Raw genomic sequence first — 22,916 nt, forward strand, 5'->3', positions numbered from 1 at the left:
CCGCCCCCAACCCCGTCGCCGAGTGCGGGCAGATCCGGGCATGCGCGGTAACGATCGGGCAACGATCCAGAAACACGCTCCGACCAGCCCTTCTCCAAACCATAGCCCGGCTCTGCACCGCTTCAGCACGCGCCACCGCGCCGCCGAGGTTTGCTCGGTCACCACCGCGCGGCTACCGTGGACGGCGGTCCTCGAGACCCCGATGAATCGGTCCGCGCTCGCGCGGCGTCCACCAGGGCGCGCCGCGAGCGTACGGTCAACGGGAGCGGAGGCGGCCCCGCGGTCGCCTCTCGGACACCGGAATCGCCTCCACCCGGCCGCCCCACGCGGCCCGCGGAGGCTCGACGTACGGTCGTCCCACGCCCCCGACCCGGCACCACGAGATGAGAGTGCAGGGATGCGTCCCTGCGCGCCGACGGAGTGCACGTGCAGCAGAACCACCAGTCCATCAGCGAGCCCGCGAGCGGAGTGACGGCGACCCCCGCCCTCGAGGCGAGGGGCCTGTTCAAGGTCTTCGGCCGACGACCGGAGGAGGTCGTGAAGCGCCTGCGCTCGGGCGCCGAGCGCAGCGAGCTCGCGAGCCTCGGCACGGCGGCCGTGATCGACACCTCGTTCGAGGTCCACCGCGGCGAGATCTTCGTCGTGATGGGGCTCTCCGGATCCGGCAAGTCGACGCTGATCCGCATGCTGAACGGCCTCCAGGAGCCCACGGACGGCGAGGTGCTGATCGACGGCTCCTCGATCACGGGGGTCTCGGAGGCGGAGCTGCGGCGGGTCCGCCGCTCGTCGATCTCGATGGTCTTCCAGCACTTCGCGCTGCTCCCGCACCGCACCGTGCTCGACAACGTCGCCTACCCGCTCGAGATCCAGGGCGTGCCCGCCGCCGAGCGGCGCGAGCGCGCCCTGGTCGCCGTGGAGCGCGCCGGCCTCGCGGGCTGGCACGAGAAGATGCCCGACGAGCTCTCGGGAGGCATGCGCCAGCGCGTCGGACTCGCGCGCGCACTCGCCGCCGACACCGACATCGTCCTCATGGACGAGGCGTTCTCGGCGCTGGACCCGCTGATCCGCCGCGAGATGCAGGAGCAGCTGATCGAGCTGCAGCACGAGCTCGGCAAGACGATCGTCTTCATCACGCACGATCTCAACGAGGCGATGTTCCTCGGCGACCGCATCGCGGTCATGCGCGACGGCCGCATCGTCCAGATCGGCACGCCGGAGGAGATCCTCACCGATCCCGCCAACGACTACGTCGCGCAGTTCGTGCAGGACGTCGACCGCGCCCGCGTGCTGACCGCTGCGGCCGTGATGGAGCCCGCGCGCTCGGTGGTCACCCTCGCGGCCGGCCCCCGGGCGGCGCTGCGCGGCATGCGCGATCTGCAGACCTCGGCGGCCTTCGTCGTCGGCAGCGGCCGGCGGCTGATCGGCACCGTCCGCGACCGCGACGTGATCGAGCAGGTGCGCCGGAGCGAGGTCGACCTCTCGGCCGTCGTCGTCTCGGACGTGGTCACCGTCTCTCCCGACACCGCGCTCAGCGAGATCATCGAGCCCGCCGTCGAGTCGGCGCTCCCCGTCGCCGTGGTCGACGCCGACGGGCGCCTGCTCGGGGCGATCCCGCGGGTGACCCTGCTCGCCGCGCTCGGCAACGTCAGCTCGCAGACGGGGGAGCAGCCGGTGATCGAGCCTCCGGCCACCGTCTCGACCGAGGTCGTCACCGCGACGCTGCACGCGACGGGCGGCCCCGTCGACGACTCCGTGCTCGTGACCGAGGGAGGCGTCCGATGAGCATCCGCCTTCCCCTCGGCGAGGCGGCCGAGTCCGCCGTCGACGTCCTGACCCAGACCTTCCAGCCGCTGTTCGACCTGATCCGCACCGTCTTCGGTGCGCTCTACTCCGGCGTCGACACCGTGCTCGCGACTCCGCCGTTCTGGGTGATCATCGCCTTCATCGCGGTCCTCGCCTACGCCGCGCGCGGCTGGCTGTTCGCGATCGGATCCGCGGCCGGTCTCCTCCTGATCGCGAGCGTGGACCAGTGGGAGAACGCGATGGACTCGCTCGCGCTCGTGCTCGTCGCCTCCGTGATCGCCATCGCCCTGAGCGTGCCGCTGGGGGTGCTCGCGGCGCGCAACCGCACCGCCTCCGCCGTCATCCGGCCCGTGCTCGATCTGATGCAGACCATGCCGGCGTTCGTGTACCTGATCCCGGCGCTGATCCTCTTCCGCGTCGGAGTCGTGCCCGGCATCGTCGCGACGATCGTGTTCGCGATGGCTCCAGGTGTGCGCCTGACCGAGCTGGGGATCCGCGGAGTCGACCCCGAGCTCGTCGAGGCCGGCGAGTCGTTCGGATCGTCGAAGTGGCGGATCCTGCGCCAGATCCAGCTGCCGCTCGCGCTGCCCTCGATCCTCGCGGGCCTCAACCAGGTCATCATGCTGTCGCTCTCGATGGTCGTCATCGCGGGCATGGTCGGCGCCGGCGGGCTCGGCGGCGACGTCGTGGAGAGCATCGGCCGGATCGACATCGCGCTCGGCTTCGAGGCGGGCATCGCCGTGGTGGTCCTCGCGATCATCCTCGACCGGATGACGGGCGCCCTCGGTGCGCCCTCGCCCGCCCGGGTCGCCCGCGCCGGCAGCCGCCGCGCCGTGCTCGCCACCCGCGCTGCCGTCGCGACGGTGTCGATCGCGGTCGTCGCCTCGCTCGGAGCCTCCGCGCTGGCGGCCCCGGCGACCAGCGCCTCCGTCGACAACGGCGACCGGGGCGATGTGACGATCGCGGTGTTCCAGGGCTGGGACGAGGGCATCGCCGTCTCGGCGCTCTGGGAGTCGGTGCTCGAGGAGGAGGGCTACGACGTCACGCTGCAGAACGCCGACGTCGCGCCCGGCTTCTCGGGGCTCGCGAGCGGCGACTACGACCTCGCCCTCGACACCTGGCTGCCGACCACCCACGGCAGCTACATCGAGCGCTACGGCGACGACATCGTCGACCTGGGCGCCTGGAACGACGAGGCGAAGCTGACCATCGCGGTCAACGCCGACGCTCCGATCGACTCGCTCGAGGAGCTCGCGGCGAACCCCGACGTCGTCGGCAACCGCCTGGTCGGCATCGAGCCGGGCTCCGGCCTCAATACGGTCACGTCCGAGGAGGTCATCCCCGGCTACGGCCTGGGCGGGATGGAGTACCTCACGTCCTCGACCCCGGCGATGCTGCAGGAGCTCGCGAGCGCGACCGCGGCGGGCGAGAACATCGCCGTGACGCTGTGGCGCCCGCACTGGGCCTACGACGCGTTCCCGGTGAAGGACCTCGAGGACCCGCTGGGTCTCCTGGGCGACGCCGAGGGACTGCACTCGTTCGGCTCCGCGTCGTTCGAGGCCGACTTCCCGACCCTCTCCACCTGGATGCGCGACTTCCGGATGGACTCGGACACGCTCTACTCGCTCGAGAACGCCCTCTTCAACGACGGCGCCGACGACCAGGACGCGGCCCTCGCCTCCTGGATCGACGAGAACCGCGAGTACGTCGACGGCCTCACGAGCTGAGGCACGAGGCGGGGGCGGTCAGCTCCGGGCCGCCGCGTACTGCTCGCGGATGACCGCGCGGTGGTCCGGCGCCGGCTCGGCCAGCGACGTGACCTCCCACGTCGGCCGCTCGCCGGTCAGCGCCCACGCCGCCTGCACCGCGGCGCCGTCGGCGACGTACTCGCCCGGCGTCGGCACGACGACCGGCACGTCGAACACCTGCGACGCGGCGAGCTGCACGGCGCTGTTCTGCGCCGCGCCGCCGATGAGGAGGATCCGCCGCGCCTCGACGCCCTGCGCCCGCACGGCGTCGAGGCCGTCGGCGAGACCGCAGAGCATGCCCTCGATCGCGGCACGCGCCAGGTTGGGCCGTGTCGTCGAGGCGATCGTCATGCCGTGCAGGCTCGCGGTCGCGTCGGGCAGGTTGGGCGTCCGCTCGCCCTCGAAGTAGGGGACGAGCACCAGGCCTCCCGCGCCGGGCTCGGCCTCGAGCGCCAGTGCGGCGAAGTCGTCGAAGCCGCTGCCGAGCAGCGCCGCGGTCGAGGCGAGCACGCGCGCCGCGTTCAGCGTCGCGACCAGCGGGAGGAAGCGCCCGCTGGCGTCCGCGAACCCCGCGACGGTCCCGGAGGCGTCGCGCACCGGCGAGTCGGTGACGGCGAACACGGTGCCGCTCGTGCCGATGCTGACCACCACGTCGCCCGGACCCGCGCCGAGTCCGAGGGCCGCGCCCGCGTTGTCGCCCGCGCCGGGGCCGACGACGACACCGCTCGGCGTGGTGCCCGCCGCCTCCGACGGGCCGAGTACGCGGGGCAGCAGCGGCCGGTGGCCGAGAGCGCGCTCGAGCAGCTCGAGGTCGTAGCCGTCGGCGCCCCAGTACGAGGTGCCGGAGGCGTCGGAGCGGTCGGTCGTGAGCGCCTCGAGGTCCGGTGCGTCGGGTCCGTAGCCGAGCAGGCGCCAGGTCAGCCAGTCGTGGGGGAGGGCGACGGCGGCGACGCGCGCCGCGTTCTCGGGCTCGGCGTCGCGCAGCCAGCGGAGCTTCGTGGCGGTGAAGGAGGCGACGGGCACGCTGCCGGTGCGCTGGGCCCAGGCCTCGGCGCCGAGCTCCTCGATGAGATCGCGTGCGGCTCCGGCGCTGCGGGTGTCGTTCCAGAGCAGCGCGGGGCGGATGACGCGGCCCTCGGCGTCGAGCACGACCATGCCGTGCTGCTGGCCGCCGACCGAGATCGCGGCGATGTCGTCGAGCCCGCCGGCGTCGGCGATGGCGAGCTGGAGCGCCTCCCACCACGCGGCCGGATCGACCTCGGTGCCGTCGGGGTGAGCGGCGCGGCCCGTGCGGACGACGGCTCCGCTCTCGAGATCGCGGACGACCACCTTGCAGCTCTGGGTGGAGGAGTCGATGCCTGCGACGAGCGTCATCGCCGTCACCTTTCCGTACGGGCGGAGGGGACGCCTCCGCCGGGAGACAGGAGAACGGACGAGACCCCGCGGCAGGCGCGGGATCTCGTCCGTGTCGGGGCCGGGGCCCCGGGGGAGTGGGTCAGCGGGCGCCGAGCAGGTGCTCGGTGGCCAGCTGCTGGAGGCGGACGAAGCCGAAGCCCTTGCCGCCCAGGTAGGCGTCGGTGTCGAAGGTCTCGTACGACGCGGAGTCGGCGAGCAGGTCGTCGTACGACTCGCCCTCGTTCAGCGTCGGCTGCGCGAGCTCGAGGACCTTGGCGGCCTGGAGCGCCTCCTGCACCTCGGGGTCGGCGCGGAAGGCCGCGGCGCGCTCCTTGAGCAGCAGGTAGGTGCGCATGTTGGCGGCGGCCGAGTCCCAGACTCCGGTCTCGTCCTCGGTGCGCGAGGGCTTGTAGTCGAAGTGGCGGGGGCCGTCGTAGGAGGGGACGCCGCCGGGGCCGCCGTTCTCGAGCAGGTCGACGAGCGAGAACGCGTTGTGCAGGTCGCCGTGGCCGAAGACGAGGTCCTGGTCGTACTTGATGCCGCGCTGGCCGTTGAGGTCGATGTGGAACAGCTTGCCGTGGTACAGCGCCTGGGCGATGCCGGCGGTGAAGTTGAGGCCCGCCATCTGCTCGTGGCCGGTCTCGGGGTTCACACCCACGAGCTCGGGACGCTCGAGCGAGTCGATGAACGCGATCGCGTGGCCGAGGGTCGGCAGGAGGATGTCGCCGCGGGGCTCGTTGGGCTTGGGCTCGATCGCGAAGCGGATGTCGTAGCCCTTGTCGGTGACGTAGTCGCCGAGCAGGTTGACGGCCTCGCGGTAGCGCTCGAGGGCCGAGCGGATGTCCTTGGCGGAGTCGTACTCGGCGCCCTCGCGGCCGCCCCACATCACGAACGTCTTGGCGCCGAGCTCGGCGGCGAGGTCGAGGTTGCGGAGCACCTTGCGCAGGGCGAAGCGGCGGACGGCGCGGTCGTTCGACGTGAATCCGCCGTCCTTGAAGACCGGGGCGCTGAAGAGGTTGGTGGTGACCATCGGCACGATGAGGCCGGTCGAGTCGAGGGCGCCCTTGAGGCGGTCGATCTGCGTCTGACGCTCGGCGTCGGTCGAGCCGAACGCGAAGAGGTCGTCGTCGTGGAAGGTGAGGCCGTAGGCGCCGAGCTCGCTGAGCTTCTCGACCGCGTGCACCACGTCGAGCGGCGGGCGGGTGGGGCCGCCGAACGGGTCCGCACCGTTGTAGCCGATGGTCCAGAGGCCGAAGGAGAACTTGTCCTCGCGGGTGGGGGTCAGAGACATGGAACCGATCCTTTCCGGCGACGTCGCCGAATTGTTGTTGCGCCCAACATATCGGGGGCGAGGGCGGCGCGCAATGACACGCGCACCGTGTCGCGACGATATGTGGTGCCGCCGAACGAATTCCTTGCGGAAGCGTTTCGACTGTGCGTACAGTGCACTGCAGCACGATCGGTCGAAGCGCTTCGAAGCGCCGGCCGCACCGACGACGAGGTCCGGCAGGAGGAACGATGGCGACCATCCACGACGTCGCCCGCGCCGCCGGGGTCTCGATCAGCACCGTCTCCTACGCCCTCTCGGGCAAGCGCTCGATCGCCGCCTCCACCCGCCAGCGCGTGGAGGACGCGGTCCGCCAGCTCGACTACCGGCCGCACGCCGGCGCCCGGATGCTCGCCGGGGCGCGGACCCACATCCTCGCGCTCTCGGCGCCGATGCGCGGCGAGCTGCACCTCCCGACCCATATGCGCTTCGTCACCGAGGTGCTCGAGCGGGCCCGCGAGTCCGACTACGACGTGCTGCTGCTGGTCACCGACGAGGCGTCGAGCGGCATCGGCCGCGTCTCGTCCTCCTCCCTCGTCGACGGCATCGTCCTGATGGGCGTCGACGACGACGACCAGCGGGCCACGCTCATCCGCGAGGCCGGCGTGCCCGCGACCTTCATCGGCGTCCCCTCCGACTCCCACGACCTGGCCTGCGTCGACCTCGACTTCGCCGAGGCCGCGCGGCAGAGCGTGCGCACCCTCGCCGAGAACGGCCACCGCTCGATCGGCCTGATCGAGCACCCGCAGTCGTACACCGACCGCAACGCCGGCTTCGTGCGGCGCTACGACGACGCGTTCCGCGGCGAGTGCGCGGCCCTCGGCCTCGATCTCGTCGTCGAGCGGCCGCACCTCGGCCGCGGCAGCGCCGTCGCGGCGATCGACGCGGTCCTCGCCGCCGCTCCCACGGCGCTCGTCCTGCACTGCAACGAGCCGGTGGCGGAGGCGGTGCTCGACCGCGTCCTCGAGCGCGGTCTGTCGGTGCCCGGCGATCTCTCCGTCCTCGCCGCCTGCGCGAGCTACGACGGCGCGACGCTGCCGGTCCCCGTCAGCTCGATCCCGCTGCCTCTGGACGCGATGTGCCGAGCGGCCGTCGCGCGGACCCTCCAGCAGATCGACTCCGGCCGCACCGTCGGCGTCGAGCTGCTCCCGCCCCACTACGTCGACCGCGGCTCCGTCGCGCTCGCTCCGACCGTCGCCCTGGCGCCGCTCGCCCCCTGACCCCCTCCGTCCGCTCCACCGATCCACGTCAATCGTCGAAACGCTTCGAAGCCTCCTCCCTCTGTGAGAGAGCGCTCCACTCGCCTGCACCTCCCACGCCACAGCCACGCGGCACCCATTCAAAGGAGAACACCCGCAATGTCGCTTCGTTCCAGCACTGCCTTCCACCGCCCCAGCGCCTCCTCGGTCGGCGCCCTCAGCCGTCGCGGCCTGATCGCCGGCGGCGTCGGCATCAGCGCCATGTTCGCGCTCGCCGCCTGCTCCGGAGGCGGCTCCGACGCCGGCTCCGACGCCCTCGCGACCACGGTCGACGGCGCGGGCCGCACCCTCACCATGTGGGACTTCGAGACCCCCGACAGCGACCGCGGCATCGCCTGGCTCGCCGCCCGCGACATCTTCACGAAGGAGACCGGAGCCGAGATCGCCTACGAGTTCAAGGCCTTCGAGCAGCTCCGCACCGGCGCCAGCCAGATCTTCAACTCCAACTCGGCCCCCGACGTCGTCGAGTACAACAAGGGCAACGCGACCAGCGGACTGCTCTCGAGCCAGGGCCTGCTGACCAACCTCGACGAGGCGGTCGAGTTCTACGGCTGGGACAAGCTCATCCCCGGCGCTCTCCAGACGACCGCCAAGTACGACGACAAGGGCATCATGGGCTCCGGCTCCTGGTACGGCATCCCCAACTACGGCGAGTTCACGTTCGTCTACTACAACGAGGACGCCTTCGCCGCCAACGGCCTCGAGGTGCCGACCAGCTACGACGAGTTCATCGCCGTGCTCGACGCCTTCGTCGCCAAGGGCATCACCCCGCTCGCCGAGGCCGGCGCCGAGTACCCGCTGCAGCAGCTCTTCTACCAGCTCGCTCTGCTGAAGGCCGACCGCTCCTGGATCACGGACTACCAGACCTACACCGGCGAGGTCGACTTCGAGGACGCGGCGTGGAGCTACGCGGCCGAGCAGCTCAAGACCTACGTCGACAAGGGCTACTTCTCGGCCGACGCCTCCGGGCTCAAGGCCGAGGACGCGGGCACCGCCTTCATCTCGGGCGAGTACCCGATCTTCTTCTCGGGCTCGTGGTGGTTCGGCCGCTTCAAGACCGAGATCACCGGCTTCGAGTGGAACACGTTCCTGTTCCCGGGCGCCGAGTTCACGATGGGCTCGGCGGGCAACCACTGGGTCATCCCCGAGACGGCGAAGAACAAGGACCTCGCCTACAAGTGGATCGACATCACGATGCGCCCCGAGATCCAGAACCTCATCGGCAACAACGGAGGCATCCCGCTGGTCGTCGACGAGTCCGCGATCACCGACGAGAAGAGCAAGGAGCTGCTGTCGCAGTGGAAGACGGTCGTCGACGGCGACCAGCTCTCCTTCTACCCCGACTGGCCCACCGCGACCTTCTACGACGACCTCGTCGCGGCGACGCAGGAGCTCATCAACGGGTCGAAGGACGAGGCCGACATGCTCTCCGAGCTCCAGGAGAAGTACGACGACGGGGTCGACGACATTAAGTAAGACCCCCTTCCGCGCGGGATGCCACTCCACGCCGGTGGCATCCCGCGCCCCCCTCTCTGCACACACCCCCGGACGAAGGACTACGACATGACGACGACCGCCCCGCGTCGCACGGAGAGCGCTCCGCCGCCTCCGGCCGCGAAGGCCCCGCGTGAGAAGCGCGCCGGCGGCTACTGGCTCTACCTGATCCCGGGGTTCGTGCTGTTCACGTTCATCGTGCTCATCCCGCTGATCTGGAACGTGTACATCAGCTTCACCTCGTGGCGCGGCATCAAGCCGCCGATCTTCATCGGACTCGACAACTGGATCGAGCTGATGGGGGACGACCAGTTCTGGACGTCCTTCCTCAACTCCGTCTACATGATCATCGCGATGGTGATCGTCCCGACGATCCTGGGCCTTCTGCTCGCCGCGATCCTGTTCGACCTGGTCGGCAAGAAGTTCGGCGGACGGCTCGCCAGCTTCCTCCGCGCCACCTACTACCTGCCGCAGATCCTGCCCACCGTGATCGCGGCGATCGTGATCGGCTGGATCCTCCGCCCCGACAACGGCGCGCTCAACTCGATCCTCGAGGCCGTCGGTCTCGGCTCGCTGGCGCACGACTGGCTCGGCAAGCCCGACACGGCGATGCTCTCGATCATGGTCGTGATGATCTGGGTGCAGCTCGGCTACCCGGTCGTCATCTTCATGGCCGCCCTCCAGCGCGTCGACCCCGAGCTCTACGAGGCCGCCGAGCTCGACGGCGCCAACTGGTTCCAGCGCTTCCGCTGGATCACCATCTCGATCATCCGCCCCGAGGTCTTCGTGGTCACCCTCACCTGCACGATCGCGGCGCTGAAGGTCTTCGGGCCCATCTACGCGCTGACCCGCGGCGGGCCGGGCGATTCGACGATCGTGCCGAGCTACTACTCCTACACCGAGTTCTTCCAGAAGCAGCAGGTGGGCTACGGCGCCACCATCGCCACCGCGCTCACGATCGTCATCGTGATCCTGGCCGTGCTGTTCATCCGCGCCCAGGAGCGCGTCGAGCGCAGCGAAGGAGCCCGCTGATGTCGGCCATCGAGACCCTGCCCCTCACCCAGGCCGGCACGGAGGACACCGATCTGACCACCCCGAAGAAGGCGCCCAAGGCCTCGAAGGGCACGACCAGGCGCACTCTCGGCGACTGGATGATCCTCCTCGTGGCGGTCGTGATCGGGCTCGTCATCATCAGCCCGGTGGTGCTGATCCTGCTCAACTCGTTCAAGTCCCCGGCCGACTACTCCGCGAACGGCCCGCTGTCGTTCCCGACCGGTCTCTCCTTCGACGGCCTCTCGACCTTCTGGGAGCGCGTCAACTTCCCCGAGAAGCTCGGCAACTCGATCCTGATCTCGGGCTCCGTCGCGATCCTCGCGGTCGTGCTCTCGGTGCTGAACGCCTACGCGATCGGGATCGGACGCGTCCGCGGCCGGAGCTGGATCATCATCCTGTTCCTGCTCGCGAACATGCTGCCCCAGGAGGCGCTGCTCTACCCGCTGTACTACATGTTCAAGGCGGTGGGCATCTACGACAGCCAGCTCTCGGTGATCATCATCTTCACCGTCATCCAGTCGGCGTTCGGCACCTATCTGCTCTCGAGCGTCTACGGGACCTTCCCGAAGGAGATCCTCGAGGCCGCGGCTCTCGACGGCGCCTCGAAGTGGCAGGTGCTCACCCGGGTCATCGTGCCGATCTCGCGGCCGACGCTCTCGGTGCTGATGATCTTCTTCTTCATCTGGACCTGGAACGAGTTCCTCATCCCGCTGGTGTTCCTGGTGAGCGATGCGACGCAGACCGTGCCCATCGCGATCTCGAGCCTGCAGGGCGACAAGATCATGGACGTCACGACGACCAGTGCGAGCGCCCTCCTGGGTCTGCTGCCGACGCTGATCTTCTTCCTGATCTTCCAGCGCACGCTGACCCGCGGCATCACCGCCGGCGCGGTCAAGTAAGACGGATCGCCGCGGGGCGGGCCCCTTCCTCGGGGCCGCCCCGCCGCGCTCGTGATTCGACGCGCTCCGACGCGCCACCACCGCCCCCAGAAAGGCACACGCATGAAGTTCACCGACGGGTTCTGGCAGACGAGGGCCGGATTCACGCCCCTCTTCGCGCAGGAGGCGTACGACATCCGCACCGACGGCTCGACGCTCGAGGTGATCGCCCCGACCAAGGTGATCCAGGGCCGCGGCGACGTGCTCAACCGGCCGACCCTCACCGTCACGATCTCGTCCCCCGCCGAGGGCGTCGCGAAGGTGCGCATCGAGCACTGGCGCGGCACCGCGACCCGCCCCGGCTTCGACCTGGTCGACGGCTCCGTCGGCGAGGCGAGCGTCACGGAGGCGGGCGGCGTGCTCCGCACGGGCGATCTCGAGGTCCGCCTCGCGCAGGGCGCACCCTGGTCGCTCGAGTTCTGGGACACCGCGACCGGCACCCGCCTCACCGGCTCCGGCCACAAGGCGCAGGGCTACCTGACCGGTCCCGACGGCGAGGCGTATGTGCACGAGCAGCTCGACCTCGGCGTCGGCGAGCTCGTGTACGGCCTCGGCGAGCGCTTCGGCCCGTTCGTCAAGAACGGCCAGACCGTCGACGTCTGGAACGCCGACGGCGGCACCTCCTCGGAGCAGGCCTACAAGAACGTCCCCTTCTACCTCTCGAGCCGCGGCTACGGCGTGCTCGTCAACGACCCGGGTCTGGTCTCGTTCGAGATCGGCTCGGAGGCGGTCGAGCGCGTGCAGTTCTCGGTCGGCGGCGAGGCGCTGGAGTACCTGGTCATCCAGGGTCCGACCAAGAAGGACGTGCTGCGCCGCTACACCGGGCTCGCCGGCCGCCCCGCGGTCGTCCCCGCCTGGACCTACGGGCTCTGGCTCACCACCAGCTTCACCACGAGCTACGACGAGGAGACCGTCAACTCCTTCATCGACGGCTTCGCCGAGCGCGAGCTGCCGCTGTCGGCGTTCCACTTCGACTGCTTCTGGATGCGCGAGTTCCAGTGGACCGACCTCGAGTGGGACCCGCGCACCTTCCCCGACCCCGAGGGCATCCTCGCCCGCCTGCACGAGCGCGGACTGCACACCTGCGTCTGGATCAATCCGTACATCGCGCAGGCGTCCGCCCTCTTCACCGAGGGACGCGAGAAGGGCTACCTGCTGCGCACCACGGCCGGCGACGTCTGGCAGTGGGACCTCTGGGTCGCCGGCATGGCGCTGATCGACTTCACCAACCCGGAGGCGACGCGCTGGTTCCAGGACAAGCTGCGCGTCCTCGTGCGCCAGGGCGTCGACTCGTTCAAGACCGACTTCGGCGAGCGCATCCCCTCCGAGGGCGTCGTCTGGCACGACGGCACCGACCCTGAGGCGATGCACAACTGGTACACCCAGCTCTACAACCGCGCCGTCTTCGAGGTGCTCGAGGAGGAGCTCGGCGAGGGCCGCGCCGCGCTCTTCGCCCGCAGCGCCACCGTGGGCGGCCAGGCGCTGCCCGTGCACTGGGGCGGCGACAACACCTCCTCCTACGTCTCGATGGCCGAGACCCTGCGCGGCGGGCTGTCGCTCGCGCTCGGCGGCTTCGGCTTCTGGGCGCACGACATCGGCGGCTTCGAGGGCACGCCCGACCCCGGCGTCTTCAAGCGCTGGCTCGCTTTCGGCCTGCTGTCCTCGCACTCGCGACTGCACGGCTCGTCGTCGGTGCGCGTGCCGTGGGCCTTCGACGAGGAGGCGGTCGAGGTCACCCGCCGCTTCACGATGCTCAAGCTCTCGCTGATGCCCTACCTCTTCGCGGCCGGGGCGGAGGCGGCGCGCGTCGGCACTCCCGTCATGCGCCCGATGACGCTCGAGTTCGAGGACGACCGGAACGCCGCTCACCTCGACACGCAGTACATGCTCGGCCACGACCTGCTGGTCGCTCCGGTGTTCACCGCCGACGGCTCGGTCGAGTTCTACCTGCCCCGCGGGCGGTGGACCAGCTGGTGGACCGGCGAGACGATCGACTCGACGGGGGAGTGGCGCCACGAGGTGCACGGCTTCGACTCGCTGCCGCTGTACGTCCGCGAGGGCGCGGTGATCCCGGTCGGCGCGCGCAGCGACGTCGCCGAGTACGACTACCTCGACGGGCTCGAGCTCCGGGTGTTCCCGGGCGGCGACGGCACGACCGAGGTGCGGGTCGTGGCGCACGACTCCCGGGCCGAGACCGTGTTCACGGTGACCCGGTCCGGAGGCGATGTGGCGGTCGACGCGCCCGCCGGTTCCTGGAGCTGGACCCGCGCCGGAGTCTGAGTCGCGCAACGTCAGCTGAGAGGGCCTCTCGCGCACCATCGTGCGTGACGACTCTTCTCAGCTGACGTTGTGCGCGGCGGGCGGCGTCCGGCCCGCCGATAGGCTGGCTCCGGCCAGCAGAGGAGACCGCGGAATGCCCGACCACGCGACGCGCGGCAACAACCTCGACCGGGTGCGGCGCCACAACCTCGCTGCGATCCTCCGCCTCGTCCACCGCGGCGGCCCGCGCTCCCGCTCGCAGCTGACGCGGGCGACGGGGCTCAACCGCTCCACGATCGCGGCCCTGGTCGGTGAGCTGGTCGAGCTCGGCATCGTCCGCGAGCGCGACCCCGACACCGTCAACCAGGTCGGGCGCCCGAGTCCGATCGTCGAGGCCGATCCGCGGATCGTCGCCCTCGCCGTGAACCCCGAGATCGACGCCGTCACCGTCGCGGTCGTCGGCTTCGACGCCGAGGTGCGCCGCCGCATCCGCCGCACCGCCTCCGTCCCGACCGCCGAGGCCGCCGCGCGCCTCGCGGCCGACGCCGTCGCCGAGCTCCTCGCCGAGCTGCCGGAGGACGCGCGGACCGTCGGGATCGGCGTCGCCGTCCCGGGCCTCGTCCGTGACGCCGACGGACTCGTGAGGGTCGGCCCGCACCTCGGCTGGACCGACGAGCCGTTCTCGCGCATGCTCGCCGAGGCGACCGGCCTGCCGGTCCTCTCGGCCAACGACGCCAACCTCGGCGCGCTCGCCGAGAGCGTCCTCGGCGCCGGCCGCGACGTCTCCCACCTCGTCTACCTCAACGGCGGCGCGAGCGGCATCGGCGCCGGCGTCATCGTCGGAGGCGCTCCGCTGCACGGCATCGACGGCTACGCGGGCGAGATCGGCCACACCCTGGTCAACAGCGCGGGCGTCGACTGCCACTGCGGCGCGATCGGCTGCCTCGAGACCGAGGTGGGCCGCGCCGAGCTGCTCACGGTGCTGGGGCTCGAGGAGAGCGAGCGGCTCGAGGAGGCGCTGGCCGCCTCCGACGACCCGGCCGTGCGCGCCGAGGTCGAGCGCCAGCTCGGACACCTCGCGGTGGCGCTGCGCAACGTCATCAACATCTTCAACCCGCAGCTCGTGGTCCTCGGCGGGTTCCTCGGGGCGCTCGTCGGAGTCGCGCCCGGGTTCCTCGAGGCGCGGCTCGCCCGCGGCGGCCCGTTCCGCGTCGCGCTCGACTCGGTGCGCATCGCCCGCACCGAGCTCGGCGGCGACCTGCTGATGCTCGGTGCCGCCGAGCTCGCGTTCGAGCACCTCCTCGCCGACCCGCTGACGGCGGCGCTGCACCCCGCCTGACGGAGGAGCCGGTCAGCCGGCGCCGACCTGCAGCTGGGTCATGAGGTCGAGCGTGTCGGCATTGAGCCAGTACTCGACGACCTGCCCGTTCGCGATGCGCAGGATGTCGGCGCCGTGGAAGGTCACCCCGGTGCCGACGGCCGCTGCCGCGCCGGGGACGCCTCCGCCGTAGTGCCCCGTCGCCGACCAGCGCAGCGCGATGTGGTCGCCGTCGGCGAGGGGCCCGACCTCGATCGAGAAGTCGAGGTCCGAAATCAGCGACCGCATCTGCGCGACGAACGCCTTCATGCCGGCGGGACCGCGCACGGCGCTGCCGTCGCCGCCGTCGAACATCGCGGCGTGCACGCGGTTGTGGTCCGAGATGATCGCGTCGGTGATCTCCTCGTCGCCGTTCCACATCGCGAGCCAGCTCGCGACCAGTGCGTCGACCTCGTCCCGGTCGGGGACGGTGGTGGGTGCCATGGTGATCTCCTCTGTGCTGGTGGGTGGGTGAATCTGATGGTGGGGGGATCTAGCGGGACGGCCGCGAGGCGGCGGTCTCGGGCCAGTGGTCGAGGGCGACGATGAAGCCCTGGACGAGCCGGTCGAAGCTGCGGTCGACGTCCGCGCTCCACCGGAACGCCCCGGCCGTCTCGTACGAGACGAAGCCGTGCAGGGTGGAGCGGAAGGCGCGGATCGCGTCGCCCGCGTCGTCGCCCTCGAGGCGGTAGGCGGCCAGGACGTCGGCGATCACCTGGATCGCGGCGACGGAGACGGCCTCGTCGTCGACGTCTCCGGGCGCCGGCATCAGGTTCGCCGCCTCGTACCGGGCGGGATGCTCCTTCGCCCAGTCGCGGTAGGCGTTCGACATCGACGCGATCGCGTCAGCCCCGGAGCGGCCGGCGGAGGCCCGGGCGAGGACCTCGCCCAGGGCGCGCTTGGCGTGCACGGCGATGTCGCGGTGCAGGCCCGCCATCGAGTCGATGTGCTTGTAGAGGGAGGGCTGGCGGACGCCGAGGCGCTCCGCGAGGGCCGAGAGGGTGAGTCGGGCGAGACCGACCTCGTCGGCCATCACGGCCGCCTCCTCCGCGATGCGGTCCCTGGTCAGTCCGGCCCTAGGCACGGTGGCCGGCGTTCGTCGAGTTCATGGTCCCGAGCATGCCCCACCATTCGGCTATAAGCAATAGCACACGGCTATTGACTATAGCTAAGCCCGGAGGCAGGCTTGCCCCATCACCCGCCGCACTCGAAGAACGGAAGCCACCATGAGCATCGTCCTCGCCACCACGGTCGACATCAGCGCCACCCCCGACGAGGTCTGGGAGGTGCTCTCCGACTTCTCCGCCTACGGCGAGTGGAGCAACTTCTCCCGCATCGACGGATCCCCGGAGCTCGGCACCACCCTGCGGATGCGGATGCCCGGATTCTGGTTCTCGTCGACGGTCACGGCCGTCGACGAGGGCCGCGAGCTGCAGTGGTCGGCGAAGCTCCTGTCCGCGGGGCTCTTCCTCGGCGAGCACTCCTTCCTCCTCAGCGTCACCGACGAGGGCACCACGCGGGTCCACAACACCGAGACGTTCTCGGGAGCCCTCACCAGGCCGTTCGAGGGCTTCTTCGCCGGGAACCACAGCGACGGTGGCTATGCGGCGTTCAACCAGTCGCTGAAGAGCCGGGTCGAGGCGCGCGTCCTGCAGGCGTCGAGGGCCGGGACCGCGGGTAGTCGAATGGATTCGATGAATCGGGAATAGACGGCTCGCCGCGCCGCTTTCTGTGAGGAGCGGCGCTGATCCGAGGGTCGGCCGCAGCTCCTCCGACCGCTCCGCACTGCCTCCGCGCAGGAAGGCCCTCGTGACCTCGACCACCACCACCTCGACCGCCGTGCACCGCCACCCGGGCGACGCGCTGACGAACCGCCAGCGCCTGATCTACGTGATCGTCCTCGGCGCGCTGACCGCCCTCGGCCCCTTCACGATCGACCTCTACCTCCCCGCGTTCCCCGCTCTGCAGAGCGAGCTGAACGTGTCGGAGGCGGCGGTGCAGCTCACGCTGACCGGCACCACCCTCGGCTTCGCCCTCGGGCAGCTCGTCGTCGGGCCCTGGAGCGATGTGGTCGGCCGGCGGCTGCCGATCCTCCTCGCGACCTCACTGCACGTGCTCGCCTGCATCGGCGCGGCGTTCGCCCCCGAGATCGTCTCGCTCGGCGTGTTCCGCTTCCTGATGGGCGCCGGCGCCGCAGCGGGCGGAGTCGTCGCCATGGCGATGGTCCGCGACCTCTTCGGCGGCCGCCCCCTCGTCAAGATGCTCTCGCGCCTCGCCCTCGTCTCGGGTCTCGCCCCGGTGCTCGCGCCCGTGATCGGCTCGCAGCTGCTGCTCGTGATGGACTGGCGCGGCATCTTCGTCTTCCTCGCCGCGTACGGCGTGCTCGTCATGACCGCCGTCGCGCTGCTGATCGTCGAGACCCGCCCCCGCGAGGCGCGCCGCGACAGCGACGGCCGCACGCTCGTGCAGCGCTACCGGGCCGTGCTCAGCGACCGCACCTTCCTGGGCGTCGCGGTGATCGGAGGCATGACCTTCGCCGGTCTGTTCACCTACCTCTCGAGCTCCGCGTTCCTCTTCCAGGGGCTCTACGGCTTCGACGCGCAGCAGTACGGGCTGCTCTTCGCGGTCAACTCGCTCGGCGTGGTCGCCGGCGTCCAGGCGTCCTCCTACCTGAGCCGCCGGGTCGGCCCGCAGTGGATCCTCGCCATCACCACGATCTCGCTCTTCGTGACCGCGGGGCTGATCGCCCTGTTCGACGTGCTCGACTTCGGCATCTGGGGCACGCTCGTCCCGCTGTGGCTCTTCATCGCGTCGTGCGGCTTCAGCTTCCCGTGCGTGCAGGTGCTCGGCCTCGTGAACCACGGCCGCGAGGCCGGCACCGCCGCCTCGCTGCTCGGCGCCGTCAACTTCGGCACCGCGGGACTGCTGTCGCCGATCTCCGGCATCTTCGGCGCCGAGTCCGCCGTGCCGATGGCCCTGGTGATGATGTCGACCGCCGCGGTGTCGATCCTGGCGCTCTGGCTGATCGTCCGGCCGCGGACGGTGCCCGACCTGCAGGACTGACCTCCCTCAGGCTCGTCGCGGCGACGCAAGCCCCTGCGGTGAACGGCGGGTGACGGCATCATGTCCGGATGGACCCCCGTGACGACCGCCTGTCGACCGAGCCCGGTATCGCCCGACCCGATGCCGTGCAGCGCCAGAGGCTCGGTGAGCTGGTGCCGTCCGAGGACGTCGCCGCCAAGGTCCTCTCGAAGGAGGCGGCGCACCGCGTCTCGCGCCGCTGGCCGCTGATCTCGGCCTCCATCGCGCTGCTCGTCACGATCGTGCTCGCGGTGTTCATCGCGTTCCGGCCCACGTCGGCGTTCGCGTTCGACGTCGAGTGGATGGACGAGGTCGTCGAGCACCGCTCCACCTTCTGGGACATCCCCGCGCTCGTCATGAACACCGTCGGCGCCGGCATCACGGGCACGGCGATCATCCCGCTGGGCATCGTCGTGGTCCTGCTCGTGTTCCGGAGGCGCTGGGCCGCGCTCTACTACGCGGTCGCCGCCCTCGCGAGCGTCGGTCTCACTCAGCTCATCAAGGAGCTGGTGGGGCGCGCCCGCCCCGAGGACATGCTGGTGACCAGCGACTACGGCTCGTTCCCCTCCGGCCACACCGCGAACGCGGCGACCACCGCCATGGTGCTCGCCCTCGTCTTCCCGCTGCTGTGGGTCTGGATCGCGGGCTTCCTCTACTCCGTCGCGATGATGGCCAGCCGCACCTATCTCGGTGCGCACTGGCTGACCGACACCATCGGCGGCCTGCTCCTCGGCGTCGGCGTCGCCCTCGTCGTCTGGGCCCCGCTGGCCGGCCGCCTCCGCACCGAGTCCGAGCTCCCGCACCCGCCGATCTGGGTGCGCGCCGACCGCTGACGCGCTCGAACCCGCGCAGCGGCGCATCGAGCACCCGCAGGCGTCGCCGCCGGACCCCGCTTCAGCCCCCGAACGCCCCCAGACCGTCGAGCTCGTTGAACGTGTACACGTGCAGACCCTCCAGCCGATCACCCGCCGCCGCCTCGAGGCGCCCGACGAACGCCGCCGGGTCGAAGCGCCGCCCGCGCAGCAGTCCGCCGGCCACCGACGAGCTGCGCTTCAGGAACCCGAGCGAGGACCCCACCCCGATCCGCGCCCCGAGGCTCAGGAGCCGCGCGCGCTCCACCGGCCCGGGCACCCCGGCCCAGACCCCGGCGGTGATGCCGCGGCTGCGCAGGCCGTCGGCGTAGCGCACCACCGCGTCGACGTCGAAGCACATCTGGGTGACGATGCTGCGGATGAAGGGCGCGCGCTCGAGCAGGTGCCGCTCGATGCTCTCGTCCGAGAGGTGCGGGTGCCCCTCCGGGTACCCGGCGATGTCGAGCGCGAGGCCGGGGGCGATCTCGACGGCGTCGCGGATGAGCTCGAGGCTCGTCGAGTAGGCGCCGACCGCGCTCGTCGCGTCGCCCGAGATCACGAAGGCCTCGTCGATCCCGGCGTCGCCCAGCCGGCCGAGCGTGCGCTCGAGGTCGGAGCGGCCGCCGAGGTTCCGGGCCGCGAGGTGCGGCACCACGCGGAAGCCGCGCGAGGCGAGGGCGAGCGCGGACTCGACGGTCCGCTCGGTCCCGTGCTTCGGGAGGCTCGTGACGGTGAGGGTGACGGTCGACGGATCCGGGAACGCCCGGGCCGCCCTCTCGCCGATGTCGTCGGTCGGGATGATCTCGAAGCGCGCCCTGGTCACCCGGTCAGCCTCGCACGCGCGGGCGATGTCGGCGGCTCCGCCTAGCCTGAGGGCGTCGTCGCACGACGGCACGGAGGGAGTCGGATGTTCGTCGAGGACGGCCGCGTCATCACCAGTCCCACCGATCTGTCCCTCTGGTCGGCCTGCGAGTGGGCGGTGCTCCGGCGCCTCGACGCCGCCCTCGGCCGTGCTCCGCGCGTCGTCGTCGAGGAGGACGACATGCTCGTCCGCACCGCGCGCCTCGGCGACGAGCACGAGCTCCGCTTCCTCGCCGAGCTCAAGGAGTCGCACCGCGTCGTCGAGTTCGAGCGGCCGGAGCGCTCCGGCTACGAGGCCGCCGCCGAGGCGGCCGTCCAGGCCATGCGCGAGGGCGTCGACGTGCTCTACCAGGCGACCTTCTTCGACGGCGGCTTCATCGGCTTCTCCGACTTCCTGCTCCGCACCGCCGACGGCGCGTACGAGGTCTACGACACCAAGCTCGCGCGCCACGCCAAGATCCCCGCCCTGCTGCAGCTCGCCGCCTACGCCGAGCAGATGGAGGCGCGGGGCGTCCGCGTCGGCCCGCGCGTGCACCTCGTGCTCGGCGACGGCTCGATCACGAGCCACGAGCTCGCGACGATCGCGCCCGTGCAGCGGGTCCAGCGGGCTCGGCTGCGCGCCGTCGTCCACGAGCGGCTCGCCGCCTCCGAGCCGCTCGCCTGGGGCGATCCGCGCTACGTCGCCTGCGGGCGCTGCGCCTACTGCACCCCCGAGGTGCACGCGCACCGCGATCCGATCATCGTCGCGGGGATGCGGGTCGACCAGCGCGCGAAGCTCGCGGCCGCCGGTGTCACGACGATCGACTCCCTGGCGGCGAGCACCGGCGCGGTGCCGGGCATCAGCGCGGGCACCCTCGAGTCTCTGCGCGACCAGGCACGGCTGCAGCTCGCCTCGGAGGCCGCGCCCGGGCGGCCCCCGGTCGTCGAGCTGCTCGACGCCTCCGTCCTCGACGCCCTCCCGCGCCCCGATCCGGGAGACCTGTTCTTCGACTTCGAGGGCGATCCGCTCCACTCGGAGGACGGGCACCAGTGGGGCCTGGACTACCTCTTCGGCCTGGTCGACGTCGACGAGCGCTTCACGGCCTTCTGGGCGCACGACCTCGCCGCCGAGCGCCGTGCCCTCCTCGACTTCCTGGCGCACCTGCGCGAGCGCCGCGCGCAGAACCCGGGTCTGCACGTCTACCACTACGCCTCCTACGAGCGCACGCACCTGCTCTCGCTCGCCCAGCGCCACGGAGTCGGCGAGGAGGAGGTGGACGCGCTGCTGCGCGACGGCGTCCTCGTCGACCTCTACCCGGTCGTCCGCCGGGCGCTGCGCGTGGGGTCGCCGAGCTACTCGATCAAGAAGCTCGAGCCGCTCTACATGGGAGACGATCTCCGCGACGCCGAGGGGGTCACGAACGCGGCGGACAGCATCAGCGCCTACGTCGAGGCGATCGCGCTGCGGAGCGGCCCCGATCCGGCGGAGGGTGAGCGCCGGCTCGCCGAGATCGCCGACTACAACGCCTACGACTGCCGCTCGACCCTGCGCCTGCGCGACTGGCTCCTCTCGCTCGCCCCGGAGCGCGACGATCCCCTGCCCCTCGTCGAGGTCGACCTCCCCGTCCCGCGCGAGCCCGACCCCGTCGCGGTCGCGCTCCTCGCCTCGATCGAGGGCGTCGAGCCGCGCGATCGCACCCCCGACCAGACCGCCCTCGCCCTCGCCGCCGCGGCGATCGACTACCACCGCCGCGAGGCGAAGACCTTCTGGCAGGAGCACTTCGACCGCCTCCGCCAGCCGCTCGACGACTGGGCCGACGCCCGCGACGTGGTCGTCGTCGACCGGGTCGAGGTCGTGCGCGACTGGTCGACGCCGCCGCGAGCGCGCACCCTCTCGCGCGAGCTGCGCGTGCTCGGCCGTCTCGCGCCGGGCAGCCGGCTGAGCGTCGGCGCCAAGCCGTTCCTCGTCTACGACTCGCCGGCGCCTCCCGGCGCGCCCTCGCCCGGCCCGGGGCTGCGAGGCGCCTCCGACCGCAGCGAGATCCTCGCTCTCCACGACGAGGACGACCGCGTCGTGCTCCTGCTCAAGGAGGGGCTGCGCGCGGGGGAGGAGCCGCACGACGATGCACCGGTCGCGCTCGCACCGGCGCCGCCTCCGCGCGCGACCCCGCAGCCCGAGGCGATCGCCGAGTGGGGAGGCGAGGTGCTCGACGCCCTGCCCGAGCTCCGACCCGACCCCGCCCTCGACGTGCTGCGTCGCCGGCCTCCCGCGCACGTCGTCCCCGTCGACGGGGGAGAGGTCGCCGACGCGGTCGTCGCCTCCCTCCTCGCCCTCGAGCGCGCGACCCTCGCCGTCCAGGGCCCGCCGGGCACCGGCAAGACCTTCGTCGGCTCCCACGTCGTCGCCCGCCTCGTCCGCGAGCACGGCTGGCGGGTCGGCGTCGTGGGGCAGTCGCACTCGGTCGTCGAGCACATGCTGGCGGCGATCGTCACCCGCGGAGTCGACCCGGCGCGTGTGCTCAAGGTGCCGAAGGCCGGCTCCATCGCCGAGGTGCTCGCCGCCGCGACCTGGACGCCGGTGAAGAACGGTGCGGCCCTCGCCGAGGCGGCGGCGGCCGACGGCGGCTGCGTGATCGGAGGCACCGCCTGGACCTTCGCGAACGACGGAGCCGTCCCGCGCCGCTCGCTCGACCTCCTCGTCATCGACGAGGCCGGCCAGTTCTCGCTCGCGCCGACCATCGCCGCCTCGACGGCGACGCAGCGCCTCCTGCTCCTCGGCGACCCGCAGCAGCTGCCCCAGGTGAGCCAGGGGTCGCATCCCGAGCCGGTCGACACCTCCGCTCTCGGCTGGCTCGCCGACGGGCACGACGTCCTGCCGCCCGAGTACGGCTACTTCCTCGCGCAGACCTACCGCATGCACCCCGCGCTCACGGCGGCCGTGTCCGAGCTCTCCTACGAGGGCGCCCTCCGCTCGAGGGCGCCCGGCGAGCGCCTGCTCGAGGGGGTCGAGCCGGGCCTGCACGCCGTGCCGGTCGAGCACCACGGAGACACGACCTCCTCGGTCGACGAGGCGCGGCGCGTGGTCGAGATCGCCCGGTCGATGATCGGCCGCTCCTGGGTCGACGAGCACGGCCCGCGGAGTCTCACCGCCGCAGACGTCATCGTGGTCGCCCCCTACAACGCGCAGGGCGGGCTGCTCCGTGCGGCGCTCGACGAGGCGGGTCTCGCCGAGACGATGGTCGGCACCGTCGATCTGTTCCAGGGCCGGGAGGCGGTGGTCGCCATCGTCTCGCTCGCGGCGTCCTCCGGCGCCGACGTCCCGCGGGGCCTCGAGTTCCTCCTGATGCCCAACCGGCTGAACGTCGCGATCTCGCGGGCGAAGTGGGCGGCCTACCTGGTGCACTCGCCGGCGCTCGCCGCCTCGCCGCCCCACTCGATGGTGACCCTCGAGCGGCTGTCCCGGTTCATCCGCCTCCTCGAGGGCGCGGTCGGGTGACGGAATCAGTGGCGA

Annotated in this window: 17 protein-coding genes; 12 read left to right on the forward strand and 5 right to left on the reverse strand. The window is 71.5% G+C overall.

Going from position 1 to position 22,916, the window contains the following annotated elements; genetic code table 11:
* Positions 1 to 426: 426 nt before the first annotated feature.
* Both GSU68_RS04835 and GSU68_RS20110 read left to right on the forward strand, forming a co-directional pair.
* A complete protein-coding gene (locus tag GSU68_RS04835; RefSeq protein ID WP_244259391.1) occupies positions 427 to 1,782 on the forward strand; it encodes a glycine betaine/L-proline ABC transporter ATP-binding protein in 1,356 nt (451 codons plus the stop codon).
* Positions 1,779 to 3,530: an ABC transporter permease/substrate binding protein gene (locus GSU68_RS20110; RefSeq protein ID WP_159905964.1), complete on the forward strand. Its 1,752-nt coding sequence runs from the start codon at positions 1,779 to 1,781 to the stop codon at positions 3,528 to 3,530. Before GSU68_RS04835 ends, GSU68_RS20110 begins: the two co-directional genes overlap by 4 nt.
* 18 nt (positions 3,531 to 3,548) lie before the next feature.
* On the opposite strand, the gene xylB is transcribed toward GSU68_RS20110, so the two are convergent.
* Together xylB and xylA are read right to left on the reverse strand one after the other, a co-directional pair.
* A complete protein-coding gene (gene xylB, locus GSU68_RS04845) occupies positions 3,549 to 4,925 on the reverse strand; it encodes a xylulokinase (RefSeq protein ID WP_159905966.1) in 1,377 nt (458 codons plus the stop codon).
* Between the two features lie 121 nt (positions 4,926 to 5,046).
* Positions 5,047 to 6,237, reverse strand: a complete 1,191-nt coding sequence (xylA, locus tag GSU68_RS04850; RefSeq protein WP_159905968.1) for a xylose isomerase — start codon at positions 6,235 to 6,237, stop codon at positions 5,047 to 5,049.
* Between the two features lie 227 nt (positions 6,238 to 6,464).
* On the opposite strand from xylA, the gene GSU68_RS04855 reads away from it, so the two are divergent.
* The 6 genes from GSU68_RS04855 to GSU68_RS04880 all read left to right on the forward strand — a co-directional run bounded on the left by GSU68_RS04855 (position 6,465) and on the right by GSU68_RS04880 (position 14,615).
* Positions 6,465 to 7,493 carry a LacI family DNA-binding transcriptional regulator gene (locus GSU68_RS04855; protein ID WP_159905970.1) on the forward strand — a complete coding sequence of 343 codons (1,029 nt, stop codon included), beginning with the start codon at positions 6,465 to 6,467 and terminating at the stop codon, positions 7,491 to 7,493.
* A 138-nt stretch (positions 7,494 to 7,631) separates the two neighbouring features.
* Entirely contained in the window at positions 7,632 to 9,008 is a 1,377-nt protein-coding gene (locus tag GSU68_RS04860) for an extracellular solute-binding protein (protein WP_244259392.1), read from the forward strand.
* Between the two features lie 87 nt (positions 9,009 to 9,095).
* Positions 9,096 to 10,058 (forward strand): sugar ABC transporter permease, encoded by a 963-nt coding sequence (locus GSU68_RS04865; RefSeq protein ID WP_159905972.1) that lies wholly within the window; start codon positions 9,096 to 9,098, stop codon positions 10,056 to 10,058.
* Entirely contained in the window at positions 10,058 to 10,978 is a 921-nt protein-coding gene (locus GSU68_RS04870) for a carbohydrate ABC transporter permease (protein ID WP_159905974.1), read from the forward strand. The genes GSU68_RS04865 and GSU68_RS04870 overlap by 1 nt, the downstream gene beginning before the upstream one ends.
* A 102-nt stretch (positions 10,979 to 11,080) precedes the next feature.
* Positions 11,081 to 13,297 (forward strand): alpha-xylosidase, encoded by a 2,217-nt coding sequence (gene yicI, locus GSU68_RS04875; RefSeq protein WP_159905976.1) that lies wholly within the window; start codon positions 11,081 to 11,083, stop codon positions 13,295 to 13,297.
* Positions 13,298 to 13,430: 133 nt separating this feature from the next.
* The gene (locus GSU68_RS04880) at positions 13,431 to 14,615 is read left to right on the forward strand and encodes an ROK family transcriptional regulator (protein WP_159905978.1); all 1,185 of its coding nucleotides are present in this window, start codon (positions 13,431 to 13,433) and stop codon (positions 14,613 to 14,615) included.
* 12 nt (positions 14,616 to 14,627) lie between these two features.
* Here the strand turns inward: GSU68_RS04880 and GSU68_RS04885 are convergent, their stop codons facing one another.
* Together GSU68_RS04885 and GSU68_RS04890 are read right to left on the reverse strand one after the other, a co-directional pair.
* The gene (locus tag GSU68_RS04885; RefSeq protein ID WP_159905980.1) at positions 14,628 to 15,077 is read right to left on the reverse strand and encodes an ester cyclase; all 450 of its coding nucleotides are present in this window, start codon (positions 15,075 to 15,077) and stop codon (positions 14,628 to 14,630) included.
* A gap of 49 nt (positions 15,078 to 15,126) precedes the next feature.
* A complete protein-coding gene (locus GSU68_RS04890; RefSeq protein ID WP_159905982.1) occupies positions 15,127 to 15,717 on the reverse strand; it encodes a TetR/AcrR family transcriptional regulator in 591 nt (196 codons plus the stop codon).
* 142 nt (positions 15,718 to 15,859) lie between these two features.
* Here GSU68_RS04890 and GSU68_RS04895 point away from each other — a divergent pair, with 142 nt between their 5' ends.
* The 3 genes from GSU68_RS04895 (at position 15,860) to GSU68_RS04905 (ending at position 18,547) form a co-directional block, all read left to right on the forward strand.
* Entirely contained in the window at positions 15,860 to 16,342 is a 483-nt protein-coding gene (locus tag GSU68_RS04895) for an SRPBCC domain-containing protein (protein WP_159905984.1), read from the forward strand.
* Positions 16,343 to 16,442: 100 nt separating this feature from the next.
* Entirely contained in the window at positions 16,443 to 17,696 is a 1,254-nt protein-coding gene (locus tag GSU68_RS04900; RefSeq protein ID WP_159905986.1) for a multidrug effflux MFS transporter, read from the forward strand.
* Between the two features lie 68 nt (positions 17,697 to 17,764).
* Positions 17,765 to 18,547: a phosphatase PAP2 family protein gene (locus tag GSU68_RS04905; RefSeq protein WP_167305275.1), complete on the forward strand. Its 783-nt coding sequence runs from the start codon at positions 17,765 to 17,767 to the stop codon at positions 18,545 to 18,547.
* A gap of 61 nt (positions 18,548 to 18,608) precedes the next feature.
* Here the strand turns inward: GSU68_RS04905 and GSU68_RS04910 are convergent, their stop codons facing one another.
* The gene (locus tag GSU68_RS04910) at positions 18,609 to 19,388 is read right to left on the reverse strand and encodes a methylenetetrahydrofolate reductase (protein ID WP_159905988.1); all 780 of its coding nucleotides are present in this window, start codon (positions 19,386 to 19,388) and stop codon (positions 18,609 to 18,611) included.
* 84 nt (positions 19,389 to 19,472) lie between these two features.
* On the opposite strand from GSU68_RS04910, the gene GSU68_RS04915 reads away from it, so the two are divergent.
* Positions 19,473 to 22,901, forward strand: a complete 3,429-nt coding sequence (locus GSU68_RS04915) for a bifunctional RecB family nuclease/DEAD/DEAH box helicase (RefSeq protein WP_159905990.1) — start codon at positions 19,473 to 19,475, stop codon at positions 22,899 to 22,901.
* The last annotated feature ends 15 nt before the right edge of the window (positions 22,902 to 22,916 follow it).

The organism is Rathayibacter sp. VKM Ac-2759, from assembly GCF_009834225.1.
Classification (GTDB): domain Bacteria; phylum Actinomycetota; class Actinomycetes; order Actinomycetales; family Microbacteriaceae; genus Rathayibacter.

Excerpts from the sequence above, each read along its gene's own strand:
- xylB (WP_159905966.1), bottom strand. The coding sequence starts at position 4,925 with ATGACGCTCGTCGCAGGCATCGACTCCTCCACCCAGAGCTGCAAGGTG.
- yicI (WP_159905976.1), top strand. The coding sequence starts at position 11,081 with ATGAAGTTCACCGACGGGTTCTGGCAGACGAGGGCCGGATTCACGCCC.
- GSU68_RS04905 (WP_167305275.1), top strand. The coding sequence starts at position 17,765 with ATGGACCCCCGTGACGACCGCCTGTCGACCGAGCCCGGTATCGCCCGA.
- GSU68_RS04870 (WP_159905974.1), top strand. The coding sequence starts at position 10,058 with ATGTCGGCCATCGAGACCCTGCCCCTCACCCAGGCCGGCACGGAGGAC.
- GSU68_RS04860 (WP_244259392.1), top strand. The coding sequence starts at position 7,632 with ATGTCGCTTCGTTCCAGCACTGCCTTCCACCGCCCCAGCGCCTCCTCG.
- GSU68_RS04895 (WP_159905984.1), top strand. The coding sequence starts at position 15,860 with ATGAGCATCGTCCTCGCCACCACGGTCGACATCAGCGCCACCCCCGAC.
- GSU68_RS04865 (WP_159905972.1), top strand. The coding sequence starts at position 9,096 with ATGACGACGACCGCCCCGCGTCGCACGGAGAGCGCTCCGCCGCCTCCG.
- GSU68_RS20110 (WP_159905964.1), top strand. The coding sequence starts at position 1,779 with ATGAGCATCCGCCTTCCCCTCGGCGAGGCGGCCGAGTCCGCCGTCGAC.
- GSU68_RS04885 (WP_159905980.1), bottom strand. The coding sequence starts at position 15,077 with ATGGCACCCACCACCGTCCCCGACCGGGACGAGGTCGACGCACTGGTC.
- GSU68_RS04915 (WP_159905990.1), top strand. The coding sequence starts at position 19,473 with ATGTTCGTCGAGGACGGCCGCGTCATCACCAGTCCCACCGATCTGTCC.
- GSU68_RS04880 (WP_159905978.1), top strand. The coding sequence starts at position 13,431 with ATGCCCGACCACGCGACGCGCGGCAACAACCTCGACCGGGTGCGGCGC.
- xylA (WP_159905968.1), bottom strand. The coding sequence starts at position 6,237 with ATGTCTCTGACCCCCACCCGCGAGGACAAGTTCTCCTTCGGCCTCTGG.
- GSU68_RS04855 (WP_159905970.1), top strand. The coding sequence starts at position 6,465 with ATGGCGACCATCCACGACGTCGCCCGCGCCGCCGGGGTCTCGATCAGC.